The 14,037-nt window shown below is 49.0% G+C and carries 14 protein-coding genes; 13 read left to right on the top strand and 1 reads right to left on the bottom strand.

Features of this window, described 5'->3' with window-relative positions; all coding sequences use genetic code 11:
* The first annotated feature begins 10 nt into the window (after positions 1–10).
* From R5H20_RS20095 to R5H20_RS20040, 12 genes are all read left to right on the top strand, one after another.
* A complete protein-coding gene (locus R5H20_RS20095; RefSeq protein ID WP_006639170.1) occupies positions 11–1,159 on the top strand; it encodes a glycosyltransferase family 4 protein in 1,149 nt (382 codons plus the stop codon).
* Positions 1,156–1,998: a glycosyltransferase EpsE gene (locus tag R5H20_RS20090; RefSeq protein WP_006639169.1), complete on the top strand. Its 843-nt coding sequence runs from the start codon at positions 1,156–1,158 to the stop codon at positions 1,996–1,998. Before R5H20_RS20095 ends, R5H20_RS20090 begins: the two co-directional genes overlap by 4 nt.
* Entirely contained in the window at positions 1,991–3,151 is a 1,161-nt protein-coding gene (locus R5H20_RS20085; protein WP_006639168.1) for a glycosyltransferase family 1 protein, read from the top strand. The genes R5H20_RS20090 and R5H20_RS20085 overlap by 8 nt, the downstream gene beginning before the upstream one ends.
* 2 nt (positions 3,152–3,153) lie before the next feature.
* A complete protein-coding gene (locus R5H20_RS20080; protein WP_006639167.1) occupies positions 3,154–4,257 on the top strand; it encodes a biofilm exopolysaccharide biosynthesis protein EpsG in 1,104 nt (367 codons plus the stop codon).
* Between the two features lie 70 nt (positions 4,258–4,327).
* Positions 4,328–5,359 carry a glycosyltransferase family 2 protein gene (locus tag R5H20_RS20075; protein ID WP_006639166.1) on the top strand — a complete coding sequence of 344 codons (1,032 nt, stop codon included), beginning with the start codon at positions 4,328–4,330 and terminating at the stop codon, positions 5,357–5,359.
* A gap of 11 nt (positions 5,360–5,370) precedes the next feature.
* Positions 5,371–6,450, top strand: a complete 1,080-nt coding sequence (locus R5H20_RS20070) for a polysaccharide pyruvyl transferase family protein (protein ID WP_006639165.1) — start codon at positions 5,371–5,373, stop codon at positions 6,448–6,450.
* Positions 6,447–7,466: a glycosyltransferase gene (locus R5H20_RS20065; RefSeq protein WP_006639164.1), complete on the top strand. Its 1,020-nt coding sequence runs from the start codon at positions 6,447–6,449 to the stop codon at positions 7,464–7,466. The genes R5H20_RS20070 and R5H20_RS20065 overlap by 4 nt, the downstream gene beginning before the upstream one ends.
* On the top strand, positions 7,463–9,019 hold the full coding sequence (locus R5H20_RS20060; protein ID WP_224254440.1) for an MATE family efflux transporter: 1,557 nt from the start codon (positions 7,463–7,465) through the stop codon (positions 9,017–9,019). Before R5H20_RS20065 ends, R5H20_RS20060 begins: the two co-directional genes overlap by 4 nt.
* Before the next feature lie 16 nt (positions 9,020–9,035).
* Complete coding sequence (locus R5H20_RS20055; RefSeq protein ID WP_006639162.1) at positions 9,036–9,638, top strand: sugar transferase; 603 nt, start codon at positions 9,036–9,038, stop codon at positions 9,636–9,638.
* The gene (locus tag R5H20_RS20050) at positions 9,638–10,264 is read left to right on the top strand and encodes an acetyltransferase (protein WP_006639161.1); all 627 of its coding nucleotides are present in this window, start codon (positions 9,638–9,640) and stop codon (positions 10,262–10,264) included. Before R5H20_RS20055 ends, R5H20_RS20050 begins: the two co-directional genes overlap by 1 nt.
* A gap of 22 nt (positions 10,265–10,286) precedes the next feature.
* On the top strand, positions 10,287–11,432 hold the full coding sequence (locus tag R5H20_RS20045) for a DegT/DnrJ/EryC1/StrS family aminotransferase (protein WP_006639160.1): 1,146 nt from the start codon (positions 10,287–10,289) through the stop codon (positions 11,430–11,432).
* 11 nt (positions 11,433–11,443) lie between these two features.
* Entirely contained in the window at positions 11,444–12,418 is a 975-nt protein-coding gene (locus R5H20_RS20040) for a polysaccharide pyruvyl transferase family protein (RefSeq protein WP_006639159.1), read from the top strand.
* 21 nt (positions 12,419–12,439) lie between these two features.
* Here the strand turns inward: R5H20_RS20040 and yvfG are convergent, their stop codons facing one another.
* Entirely contained in the window at positions 12,440–12,652 is a 213-nt protein-coding gene (gene yvfG, locus R5H20_RS20035) for a protein YvfG (RefSeq protein WP_006639158.1), read from the bottom strand.
* 74 nt (positions 12,653–12,726) lie between these two features.
* Here yvfG and rpoN point away from each other — a divergent pair, with 74 nt between their 5' ends.
* Positions 12,727–14,037 (top strand): RNA polymerase factor sigma-54, encoded by a 1,311-nt coding sequence (gene rpoN / locus R5H20_RS20030; protein ID WP_006639157.1) that lies wholly within the window; start codon positions 12,727–12,729, stop codon positions 14,035–14,037.

The raw sequence follows: 14,037 nt of genomic DNA, 5'->3' as shown, positions 1-14,037 counted from the left end.
AGGTTGGAGCATGACAGGAACGGTTTTGTTTTGCGCGACGGTAGATTATCACTTCAAAGCATTTCACCTTCCGTATTTTAAATGGTTCAAAGAACAGGGCTGGAATGTTCATACAGCGGCGAAAGGGAGCATGCAGCTTCCTTTTGCCGATCAACAATTCGATATCGGGATTGAGCGGTCGCCTTTTCGCTCGGGTAATTTGAAAGCCTGCCGGGAGCTTGGGCGCATCATCGATGAAAACGAATACAATATCATCCATTGCCACACTCCGATGGGCGGGGTTCTGGCCCGTCTGGCCGCCCGAAAGTGGAGAAAAAAAGGAACCGCAGTGATATATACCGCTCACGGTTTCCATTTTTGCCAAGGAGCGCCCCTTAAAAATTGGCTTTTATACTATCCGATTGAAAAGGGGCTTTCTTTTTTGACGGATTGCCTGATCACGATCAATCAGGAAGATTTTGAGCTTGCAAAAGGGTTCAGAAGGATGATGCGGACGGAAAAGATCCACGGAATCGGGGTGGACACCGGACGATTTCATCCCGTTGATGAAGAGGAAAAAAGGCGGCTCAGAACAAAATACGATCTGAATCAAGACGACTTTGTCCTCATTTATCCGGCCGAGCTGAACATCAATAAAAACCAGGCGCTGTTAATCGAAGCGGCTGCTCTCCTAAAGGACAGAATGCCAAACATGCGCCTTGTTTTTGCAGGGAAGGGGCAGATGGAAGAAGAGTACCGCCGCTTGGCCGAACAAAAAAGGGCCGCTTCCCATATTACGTTTGCGGGATTTCAAAAGGACATTCACGAATGGATCAAGCTTGCCGATGTATCTGTCGCTTCGAGCAGAAGGGAAGGACTCGGCATGAATCTGCTTGAAGGAATGGCAGCCGGTAAGCCGGCCGTTGCCACAGACAACCGCGGCCATCGCGAAGTCATCAAAGACGGGGTGAACGGTTTTCTGATTCCGCAGGGAGACGCCCAAACCTTCAGCGAGCGCCTTTTGCAGCTTTACCATTCTGACCGCTTGCAAAAACAGATGGGGGAAGAGGGAAGAAAAACGGCTGCCGTTTATTCTCAGCAGCGCACGGTAAAGGAGATGGCCGGGATTTATTCTTCCTTTATGAAAAAACAAGCAGCTGAAAGGAGGCTGGAAGGATGACAAGCCGACAAAAGCCGAAAGTATCTGTCATTATGGGAGTCTACAATTGCGAAGACACGCTTGCTGAAAGCATTGAGTCAATTTTGAGCCAAACCTATAAAAATTGGGAGCTGATCATCTGCGATGATGCTTCATCAGATCGGACGTATGAGATCGCCAGACAGTATGCCGACCATTACAGCGATAAAATCAGGCTGATCAGAAATAAGAAAAACAAGCGGCTTGCCGCTTCATTAAACCACTGCCTCCAATATGCCGGGGGGAAATATATCGCGCGCCAGGACGGGGATGACATTTCTTTGCCGCGCCGCTTTGAAAAACAGGTCGCATTTTTAGAAACGCAGTCCCATTATCAGGTCGTCGGAAGCGGGATGATCGCTTTTGATGAAAACGGCGTCAGAGGCGTCAGAATGATGCCCCCTTCACCTGCCCCGAGAATCATGGCAAAAGGAACGCCGTTTTGCCATGCGACGATCATGATGAGGGCGGAAGCTTATCAGGCCTTGAAAGGCTACCGCGTCGGAAGACGGACGAGACGAATGGAAGACATCGATTTATGGCTCCGGTTTTTTGAAGCCGGATATAGAGGCTACAATCTTCAGGAGGCTTTGTACAAAGTCAGGGAAGACGAATCGGCGTTCAAAAGGAGAAAGCTCAGCTATTCCATCGATAATGCGTTTATCGTCTATGATGCGTGCAGACGGCTGAAGCTGCCGCTCTCCGATTATGCCTACATTTTGAAACCGATCATCAGGGGGCTCATGCCTCCGTTTATCATGAACAAATACCATAAAAAAAGATTGATGAATGAAGGCGGAGGGGTCGTAAAACATGAATGACAGAAGCGAGAGACCAAAACGGGTGCTTCACATCGTAAGCGGAATGAACCGCGGGGGTGCGGAGACGATGATTATGAACATGTACCGCCATACTGACAGGCGCCGCGTTCAATTTGATTTTATTTCCCACCGGGAGGAAACATGTGACTATGATCCGGAGATCATATCGCTTGGCGGGCGCGTGTTTTATGTGCCGAGCATCGGCAGCGCCGGCCTTCTTTCCTATCTCAAAAACATCAGGGAGATTTTGATCGAGAATGGACCGTTTGCAGCTGTTCACGCCCACACTGATTTTCAGACGGGTTTCGCCGCTCTGGCGGCTAAGCTTGCCGGTGTCCCGGTCCGCATCTGCCATTCTCACAATACGGCCTGGAAGCCGAATCCGCGCCTGTTGGACACATTGCAGCTTCATTTGTTCCGGTGGTTCATGTTCTCGTGCTCCACCGCTCTTTGTGCATGCGGCAAAGATGCCGGACGCTTTTTGTTCGGCGGAAATAAGATGCGCAAAAACGCGGTTCATCTTCTGCAAAACGGCATTGACCTTGACCGTTTTCAAGAGGCGAACAGCCGCTCAAAAGCCGTCATGAAACAAAGGTTCGGCATTCGGGAAAACGTGCTTGTGATCGGACATGTCGGACGGTTCTTCGAGCAAAAAAACCACCCTTTTTTGCTTGAGCTCGCCGTTCGGTTTAAAAAAGCGGAGACGCCCTTTCAGGCGGTGCTCGCGGGCGACGGGCCGCTGCGCAGACAAATGGAAGAACAGGCGGCTGAGCTGGGGTTGGAAAACGATATCTTATTTCTCGGCGTCGTTGAGGATATCCCTGCTCTGATGCGGACGTTTGACGTATTCGTAATGCCGTCCTTGTTTGAAGGACTGCCGCTCGTTCTAGTGGAAGCACAGGCTTCAGGCCTGCCCTGCGTCGTCTCGGACAGAATCACAGAGGAAACCGATATGGGGATCGGCTTATTGAAGCGGCTCAGTCTTGAAGCGGGGTTTGAACGGTGGACGGAGGAGATCAGCCGGGCGGCGCAGACGGAAAAGCCGTCATGGTCTGAGATTCAAAGCGGTCTGGCCGAAAGAGGGTATGATGCGAAGGCGAACCTGGCGAGATTAATGGATCTCTATTCGATTTCTGCTGCAGAAGGGCAATAACAATGGATATTTACTTGCTGAATGTGGGAATCGTTTTTGTCTGGTCATGGTTTGCGAAAATGTACGGCAAAGAAGATCATTCATTGCCGACCGGCTATCGTCCGAATGCGATTATTGCCATCGTCCCGCTTGTTTCGCTGGTCATCGTAGCCGGATTGAGATACAAGGTCGGAACAGATTACCAAACGTATATGCTGCTTTATGAGCTGGCAGGAAAGTATGACAGCCTAGCGGAGATTTTCGGTTTCGGCGGGGCAAAAGCTTCGACAGATCCCGGATTTACCGCGCTGTTATGGCTGCTGAACCATATTACAAGCGATCCGCAAATCATGTTTGTCACTGTGGCCGCCGTCACGTATCTATTCATCGTCAAGACGCTTTATATATATGGACGGCCGTTTGAATTAAGCATGTTTCTGTTTCTCGGCATGTTTTACTACTATGCGTCATTCAACGGGATTCGCCAGTATATGGTGGCGGGCATCCTGTTTTGGGCGGTCAAGTATGTGATCGGCGGAAACTGGGTCCGCTATGTGATTACCGTGCTGATCTGCTCGCTTTTTCATTCATCCGCTTTGATCATGATTCCCGTCTATTTCATTGTCAGACGAAAAGCGTGGTCGCCTCTGATGGGCTGTCTCACCCTTTTGTTTCTGGCGGGAACGTTCATGTATCAAAAGTTTCTTTCCGTATTTATCGTCATGCTTGAGAACAGCTCTTACGGACATTATGAAGAATGGCTGATGAAAAATTCAAACGGGATGAACTCGATTAAAATCATCGTTCTTCTTATTCCGCTCGTGCTTGCTTTTTGCTTCAGGGAGCAGCTCCGAAAGCGGTGGCCCGAGATCGATTATATCGTCAATTTTTGCCTGATTGGTTTTTTATTTGGCGTTTTGGCGACAAAGGATGTCATCTTTGCAAGATTTAACATCTATTTTGGACTTTATCAGCTGATTCTCGTTCCTTATTTTGTGCGGATTTTCGAACCGAAGTCGAATGCGCTTTTTTATATCATGATTTTGATCTGTTATTTTTTATACAGCTTTATGCTTATGCCGTTCGATTCCTCAGTGCTGCCGTACAGAACGATTTTTGAACGATAATCCATCTGAACAGGCAGGGCCGGCAGATCATCCCTGTCTTGTGAAAAATGTCGACAAAGGAGTAATCATATTGGAAAATCCAGCGGTGAGCTTACTGGTCGCAGTTTACAATACAGAAGCTTTTTTGCCGAATTGTTTACAATCGCTGCTCAGCCAGACCTTAAAAAATATTGAAATCATCATCGTCAATGACGGGTCGACGGATGGGAGCCAGAAAATCATTGATCATTTCGCCAGAAAAGACGGGCGGATCAAAGTAATCAAACAGGAGAATCAGGGACTCGGCGCCGTCCGCAATAAAGGAATAGATGAGGCGTCGGGAGAGTACCTGGCTTTCATCGATTCCGATGACTGGATTGAAGCGGACTATTGCCAGGCGATGTATGAAAAAGCAAAGGCCGAAGAAGCTGAACTCGTCATATGCGATTATGCCGTGGAGATGCAGGGCACCGGCAAAACGATCTGTCCGGAAATAGGCAAAAACTATGCCGGAAAGCCGAAGAACGCCTATATCGCCGATCTGCTCAAAGGCAAGGTGAGCGGTTTTTCCTGGAATAAGCTTTATAAGCGGAGCCTGATCGAACAGCATCAGCTTACATTTCCGCTCAGGGGTGAATTGGAGAATATTGAAGATCAATATTTTAGTTTCAGGTGTCTGCTTTTTGCTGAAGCCGCGGCATTTGTGACAAAACCTCTTTACCACTACAGGGTCCACCTCGCCTCGATTGTGCAAAAATATCAGGCCGGGCTGTTCGAAGACGGACTGACCCTTTACGGGGCAAACCTGGACTGTTTGGCAAAGCACGGGAAGCTTCAGACGTTAGAAGATGCGCTTGATGTCTTTATCGTCAACCACGGCTTGAGCAGCATTTTGAATGAGTGCAAGAGCTTAAACAAAAAATCTGCGGCACAAAAATATAAAAATATCAGGCGGATTTGCGCGTCCCCCGAGTTTCGGAAGAACATCCCCGCCGTCGACCCGGAGGTTTTCGATTCGAAGCAAAAGCTATTGCTTTTATTGATTCGCTGCCGGCTCATGCCGGCCGTATACGGATTCGCAGCTCTATACCAGAAAATGATCGAGTACAGAATGAAGAAATAGGCGGTGAAGAAATGACCTTTCAGGAATGGAAAATCAATCTTGCGGAATGGCTGCTGCTGAAGGTGAAATATCCCTCAGAATACATAATGGGGACACCGGGTTTAAAGAGATTTGATCAATATAAAGAGAAGAAAAAGATCATTTTGACATTAATTCCTTCCCACGATAATTTGGGAGATCATGCGATTGCCCTGGCAAGCAAGACATTCATAGAAAATGAGTTTGCCGATTTTGAAGTGATCGAGATCGGCATCAATGATATTTATAAACACGCAAAAGCGCTGCGGCGCGCCCGCCATCCGGAGGATATGGTGTTTATCATCGGCGGCGGCAATATGGGGGATTTATACAGAAATGAAGAATGGACGAGACGCTTTATCATCAAGACATTTAAACAGTATAAAATCGTACAGCTTCCGGCCACTGCCCATTTTTCCAAGACGCCTTACGGCCAAAAAGAATTAACACGGGCAAAAAAAATCTACAATGCCCATCCCCGCCTGCTGATGATGGCGCGTGATGAGACAACCTACCAATTTATGAAACAGCATTTCCCAAACAAAACGATTATGAAACAGCCGGATATGGTGCTCTATTTAAAGAAAGAGCAGCAGGCTGAAAGAGACGGAATCCTGGTTTGTTTACGGAATGATAAAGAAAGCTTCCTCAAAACAGAAGAGCGGCAAGCGCTGCTGCAAGCAGTCCGGGATGAATACGGAGAGGTGAAAACCTTTACGACGACGATCGGCAAGAGAGTCAGCCGCACATCCCGCGAACAGGAGCTGAATAAGCTGTGGGATCAGCTGAGGGGGGCGGAGGTTGTCGTCACAGACAGGCTGCACGGCATGATCTTTTGCGCAATTACGGGAACGCCTTGTGTCGTGATTCGCTCCTTTGACCATAAGGTTGTTGAAGGGTTTCACTGGCTGAAAGACGTTCCGTCCATGAAGCTTGTAGAGAATCCGGAAATGAAAGAAGTGCTGCGTGCGATTGAAGAATTGATCAAGAGCGGTTCATCTTACAAAAACATGCCGCCAAGGGAGCATTATTTCACAGATTTAAGGCGGAAAATCAACGGTGATGCCTTATGAAGCCGTTCGTCAGCATCATTGTTCCCATGTACAATGTCGAGAATTATATTGAAGAATGTGTCAGCTCTTTGCTCAGCCAGACATTGAGAAATATCGAAATTATTCTTGTCGATGATGGGTCTCCGGACAGATCGGCAGACATCGCCAGACGGTACTGTGACCGGGATGCGAGGGTGAAAGTGATCCACAAAAAGAACGGGGGCCTGAGCTCGGCCAGAAACGCGGGGCTTCATGCGGCGACAGGGGAGTATGTCGGCTTTGTCGACGGGGACGACTTTGTTTCGCCTTCAATGTTTGAAAATATGTATGCCGCCGCAAAAGAAGACGATCTTGATATCGTGATGTGCGGCTATTACAAGCATTCTGAAAAGGGGAACCAGTATGTCCCGCCATCTCTGCCGGCAGGGCGCCTGCTGTTGAGCTGGGATATGAAGCATGAGCTGAGAAGGGCGCATGAAACGCGGCTTATCTGGTATGTATGGCGGAACTTGTACAGGCGCGAACTGTTGAAACAAAACGAGCTTTATTTTTACGAAGATATCCGGTTTGCGGAAGATTCGCCGTTTAACTTGTACGCTTTTTATGCGGCCAAGCGCGTGAAAGCGCTCGATGAAGGCTATTACATGTACAGATGGAACCCGCAAAGCCTGACAGAGCTGCCCTTTAAACCGTATATGGATGACAGTCTGATCAGGCAGTATCGTGCGAAAAAGAGGTTTTATGAGACGTTTCAGATGTTTGAGGATTGTGCAGAGGATCTGCAAACATATATGTGCAAACATCAAATACCGATGCTTCTGGCCAATGCTTGTGCCGAACGGAAGCCTTCAAAACAGGTGAGGCGGCACATTAGAGACATTTTGTCTTACCGGATGGTGCGGTCATCTGTGAAAAAAACGTCGATTCGCAATGAAAAGCTGTTAATCGGCCAGCGGCTGGTGCTATTGCTATGCAAATTAAATGTTCCGATCCTGCTTGAATTGTTTTTTAAACGAAATCTGCCCAGTAAGGGATGAGCCTTTTGAATAAGACATTTATTCTGAATCTGGGCGCCAATATGGCGTCCTTTTTATTATCCGTGCTGTTTTCGATGTGGCTGACTCCGTTTGTCATACAAACGCTCGGAGTTGAGGCCTTCGGCTTCGTTCATTTAACGCAAAATATGATTAATTATTTCTCGATCATTACAGTTGCTTTGAGCGCGGTCGTTGTCAGGTTTTTTTCCGTTTCCGCCCATAGAGGGGCGCTTGATGAGGCGAGAGGTTATATGAATACGTACATTGTTTCATCTATTATCCTTTCGTTCATTTTGTTTTTTCCGCTGGCTGGAACGTCGTTTTTTATCGATCGGATCATCCGCGTGCCCGCAGCACTCTTGAGCGATGTGCAAATGGCGCTGTTCATCGGCGGCCTGCTTTTTTTATTAACCTTTTTTATGTCGGGATTTGCAGCAGGTCCGTTTTATGCCAATAAAATCTATATCACAAGCACGATTCAGGCGGTGCAGATGCTGATTCGCGTGTTATCGGTCCTATGCATTTTTTCCTGGTTTGCACCGAAGATTTGGCACATTCAGCTTGCAGCTTTCATTGCCACTGCCGCGGCCTGTATGCTGTCGATCATATTCTTTAAAAAATTGATTCCATGGTTTGCGTTTCGCATCAGGGATATGTCGCTTCAAAAGTGCAAAAAACTGCTTCAGTCAGGGGGATGGAGCTCAGTCAGCCAGATCGGCGTGCTTTTGTTTCTGCAAATCGATTTGATGGTGGCCAATATCATGCTGGGGGTTTCCGAATCCGGAATGTATGCGGCGATTATCCAGTTTCCGCTTTTGCTGCGGACGCTGTCGGGTACGCTTGCCGCCGTCTTCTCACCGACGATTACACTTTACTATTCAAAAGGGGACAAAGAAGGGCTTGTCCGCTATGCCAATCGGGCCGTCCGGTTCAACGGCATGATTCTTGCGCTGCCGGCGGCATTGCTCGGCGGCCTGGCCGGCCCGTTTTTGACGCTTTGGCTCGGCCCTTCTTTCGAACACTTAAAATGGCTGCTATTGATACATGCCGGATATTTGGTTGTTTCGTTAAGTCCGGCGCCGCTGTTTTATATTTTTACAGCCTACAACAAGCTGAGAACACCGGCGCTGACGACGGTGGCCTTCGGGGCCGTCAACTTGCTGCTCGCTGTCGTATTGAGCGGTCCGGCGGGACTCGGCCTTTATGGTATCGCGCTTTCGGGGGCTGTCGCATTAATGCTGAAAAACGTCGTTTTTACCCCGATCTATGCGTCAAAGATTACGGGGGAAACAAAACGGGTCTTTTATAAAGGCGTGTATGCTCCGCTAGCCGGCGCTTCGTTCACTTTGACCGTCTGCTGCGCGATTCAGCTCCTGTTTGCGGTCGACAGTCTGCCGTCCCTCATCATGACGGCGCTGACAGCGTCAGGCGCCTATACGTTGTTTGCGTATTTCGTGATGTGCACAAAGGAAGAGCGGCTTGCCGTCCACGCTTGGCTGCATAAGTTTCGGACTTCAGCATTACTTCCTTTTCAAAAGGGATTTTTCAAATAGAAAGGGTGCGGTTTTTGTGAAAGTGAAACGGGTTTTTGATCTTGTGTCAGCGATTGTTTTGCTTCTCGTTCTCAGTCCTGCCATGATCGTAACGGCTTGTGTTATCAGGTGGAAAATCGGCTCCCCTGTACTATTCCGCCAGACCCGCCCAGGTCTGAATGGCAAGCCGTTCACATTGTACAAGTTCAGAACGATGACAGATGAAAGGGATGGGGCCGGAAACCTGCTCAGCGACGAAAAACGGCTGACAAAGACGGGCAGGCTGATCAGAAAAACGAGTCTTGATGAATTACCGCAGCTGATCAATGTCATCAAAGGCGACCTCAGCCTCGTCGGTCCGCGGCCGCTTTTGATGGAATATGTGCCCCTTTACACAAAACGGCAGTGGAGACGGCATGAAGTCAGACCCGGTATAACGGGCTGGGCGCAAATCAACGGCAGGAATAAAGTGAAGTGGGAAGAGAAATTCGAACTTGATGTCTGGTATGTCGATCACAGATCTTTCTTGCTTGATCTGAAAATCATTTTGCTGACGGTCGGCAAGGTGCTGAAGTCAGAGGGCGTCAGCCAGGATCACCATGTCACAGCCGAAAAATTCACAGGGAGAAGGAATGCGTGATGCAGAGCGTGATCATCATCGGCGCCGGCGGCCACGGCAAAGTCATTCGGGAGATCATCGAGGAGCTGCCGGATCAAGTGCTGGCCGGGATTCTTGATGACCGGTTTTCTGAGCTTCATGTTGAAAACGGCCTTTATAAAGGTCCCTCACATGCGGTGAAAGAGCTTGTCAAGCTGATTCCTGGCGTGACATTTATCCTCGGCGTCGGAAAAAACGCCGTCAGAAAACGGCTGTTTGAGAGTCTCGGTCTCCCTCTTGAATGTTATGCAGTGCTCATCCACCCGTCGGCCGTGGTCAGCAAAACGGCGCAGATACTAAACGGGACGGTTGTGATGGCGGGGAGCATCATTCAGGCCGATGCTTATATCGGCGCTCACAGCATCGTCAACACAGGTGCGATCGTTGAGCATGACAACACGATCGGCGACTATGTCCATCTGTCGCCAGGAACGATTTTGACAGGAGGCGTGACTGTCAAAGAAGAGGCGCATGTCGGTGCGGGAACCGCTGTCATCCCGGGGAAAACGATCGGAAAGAGAAGCGTGACCGGCGCCGGTTCGGTGGTGATTGAAGACATCCCGGACGATTCGACCGCTGTCGGAATACCTGCAAGAACAATCAAATAATCGCATAAAAAGGGTGAAAACAATGAGTCAGAAAAAGCGAATTTATTTATCGCCGCCGCACATGAGCGGCGAGGAGGAACGCTATGTAGCCGAAGCTTTCCGAACCAACTGGATCGCTCCCCTCGGCCCGCTTGTCGACGCGTTTGAAGAAAAGCTTGCCGCCTATGTAGGAGCGGCCGGCGGGGCGGCCGTCAGCTCGGGAACCGCGGCGATTCACCTCGCACTTAAATTGCTCGGAGTCGGAAAGGGCGATACGGTATTTTGCTCTTCCTTTACATTTGTCGCCAGCGCCAATCCCGTATTGTACGAGCAGGCTGAACCTGTTTTTATCGATTCGGAAAGGGATACATGGAACATGTCTCCCCGGGCGCTTGAGCGGGCGCTGGATGAAGCGGAGCGCGCCAGGAACCTTCCGAAAGCCGTCATCGTCGTCAATTTGTACGGACAAAGCGCCAAAATGGACGAGATCACTGAAATCTGCGACAAATACGCGGTTCCCGTCATTGAAGATGCGGCGGAATCGCTCGGATCTGAATACAAAGGGAGAAAAAGCGGAACCTTTGGCCGCTTTGGCATTTATTCATTTAACGGCAATAAAATCATCACCACCTCAGGCGGAGGTATGCTTGTCAGCGATGATGAGGAGGCCTTGAAAAAAGCGAGGTTTCTAGCCTCCCAGGCGCGGGAGCCGGCCGTTCACTACCAGCATCAGAAAGCGGGCTTCAATTACCGGATGAGCAATGTGCTGGCCGGAATCGGCATCGCCCAGCTCGCCGTTTTGGATGACAGGGTCAAAGCGCGCCGCACCGTTTTTAAGCGGTATCAAGAGGCGCTTTCCGACATCGGCGGCATCAGCTTCATGCCTGAACTCGGCATGTCAAACAGATGGCTGACGACGTTGACGTTTGACCATGAAAAGATACAAACATCACCCCGGGACATCATTGAACAGCTCGCGCGCGAAAATATTGAAGCGCGCCCGCTATGGAAACCCCTTCACAGGCAGCCGCTCTTCGAAGGCGCCGCCTTTTATCCGCACGATGAAAGCGGCCCGGTTGCCGATGACCTTTTTCAGCGGGGGCTATGCCTGCCGTCCGGATCAAGCTTGACGCGCGAGGAACAAGACCGGATCATTCAGGTGATTGCCGACCGGATCAACTATAAATGAGGTGTAATACAATGACCAAAACCTATTCCATGGACAGCTTGAAAGAAAAGCTGGCGGAATTATCGGATGTCATTCCAACGCATTCGTCAGTCGTTTACTTGGATTATCCCCTTTATGGGAATGTGGGCGATTTATTGATTATGAAAGGAACAGAGGCCTTTTTTAACGCCTACGGGATTCATGTCCGTGAAAGGTGGAATGCGGAAAATTTCATACCGGGCCGCAAAATGCCGAAAGATGCGATTTTCGTCTGCCAGGGAGGCGGCAATTTCGGAGATTTATACCCTCACTTTCAGCAATTCAGGGAGCGGGTGATCGAGCATTATCCGAATAACCGGATCGTGATCCTTCCCCAGTCCATCTACTATGAAAATGAAGAAAACATCAAGCGGACGAAAGATATATTGACAGCACACCCCGATCTGCACTTGTTTACGAGGGAAAAAGCATCCTTTCAATTTGCAAAACGCCATTTTCAAGGAATGAAAAACATCAGGATGATGCCGGACATGGCTCATCAGCTCTGGCCGCTCGAGCCGGCAGAGAAGCCATCGGAGCCGGTGCTGCGCTTCATCAGAACGGATAAAGAAGCCAACGAAAGCCTCCAGGAAGCGGGAGAACCGGATACATACGATTGGCCGGTGATGTTGTCTGACAGCGACAAACGCGGAATTAAACGGCTTCAAACATTAAACGCTCTTAATAAAAAAGCGGGGAATCTCCTGCCGATCGCCCATTATTGGAAGCGATATTCAGATCGCCTTGTCAACAAGTCGGTCCGTTTTTTCAGCCGGTATGAATCGGTCGTCACCTCAAGGCTCCACGGCCATATTTTATCGTGCCTGCTGCAAAAGGAAAACGTTGTGATCGACAACTCCTACGGGAAAAACGCGAACTATTACAATACATGGATGAAAGATATTCCGAACACAAAGCTCATTCAGGAAAACGGAGCGAAAACAGAAGAGCCGCCTGTTCTTGTGTAACAGCCGGCTTTTTTCCTTCTATCATTGTCCTCGTTTTACTTGGTTATAAGCCTCATCCAAATGCTGAATCCGCTTTAAGACAACGGCGTTCTTTGTCAGCTGATCCTGTACAAGCGTTGACACGACAGAACGGTAATAGCTGTTCATTGCATGAATTTTCTCCTCGTTTGGATTCATGTCAATATGGGTTTTAAAATTTTCTATGAAATATGGCACTGAAAATAACTCTGTCATATAGAAAACACTCCTTTTTATGTCTATACGGTAAACAACCGATCGTGTAAACTAATAATGGGAGGGGAGAAATGATGAAATTGCATGTGCAACAGCAGCAAACGGTAAAACTTCACTTGACGCAGGGGCTTACACAAGCAATCAGCATGCTTCAGTACACCTCGGCCGAGCTCAACAGCCGGATTGATGAGCTCTCAATGGAAAACCCTCTTATCGAACGGAAAGAACCCGACGTCCCCCGATCATTTTACCATAAAACAAAGCATCATTCGCACAGAGAACAAACGATTGTTCCAGAGGCCGCGGATCACCGCGAAACCTTAAAAAGCGCGCTGAAGCGGCAGGCGCTTGACCTGCATTTGTCAAGCCGCGAAAAGAGAATTTTCAGCTACTTGACTGAATCGCTTGATTCGAACGGCTATGTGACCGAAAAGCTGTCCTTTATCGCTTCCGAACTGTCTGTATCTTGTAAGGAGATAGAAGAAGTCCTGGCTAAGCTTCAGTCTCTTGAACCGGCCGGCGTCGGTGCGCGCTCTCTTCAGGAGTGCATTCTCATCCAGCTGCGGCGGCTGCCGGCACAGACGGATCAGGCGGAATTAGTCATTTCGCGCTATTTTGAGCTATTCGCAAAAAAGGCGTGGAAAGAACTTTCTGCGATAACGGACCTGTCTCTTGCAGAGCTTCAGAATGTTCAGGATATTGTCGCCGGATTGTCGCCGAGACCGGGGGCAGCGTATGACCATGATGAGCGTGATGTTTATGCCGAGCCTGATTTGATCATAGCCGCTGAGAACGGAAAATTGACCTTGGAGCTTAACACCCGTTCGTTTCCGGACATTCAGCTCAATGCGTACTACGAACCGTTTCTCTACAGGCGGACGAAGGATGAGGCGTCATCGTTTTTATCCGAGAAATACAGGCAGTGGAAATGGCTCGATCAAGCCCTCAGACAGAGAAGGGAAACGATGACAAGAGTGATGAACGAGATCATGATTCGCCAAAAGGACTATTTTCTCAACGGACGAAACGATATTCAGCCGCTGACATTAAAAGAGGTGGCCGAGGCCCTCGGCATCCATGAATCCACGGTAAGCCGGGCGGTGAAGGGAAAAATGGTGCAAACCCCTTATGAACTATGCGAACTAAAACGATTTTTTTCGGCAAAAGTAAAGGATGAAAGCGCCGGCCATACGTCAAGCCATACAGTGAAAGCCCATCTTCGCCGGATGATAGAAGAAGAAAATAAAATGAAACCGCTTTCAGACCAAAAGCTTGCTGATTTATTGAAAGAAGCACACGGCATCGTCATTTCCAGACGAACCGTCGCCAAATACCGCGATCAAATGAACATATTGCCGTCTTCCGTCAGGAAACGGTATGAATAA

Origin of the sequence: Bacillus sp. KICET-3 (assembly GCF_033261025.1) — a bacterium.
GTDB lineage: Bacteria > Bacillota > Bacilli > Bacillales > Bacillaceae > Bacillus > Bacillus sonorensis.
Note: the sequence above shows the minus strand (reverse complement) of the source record. Positions and strands in the feature narration are given on the sequence as shown.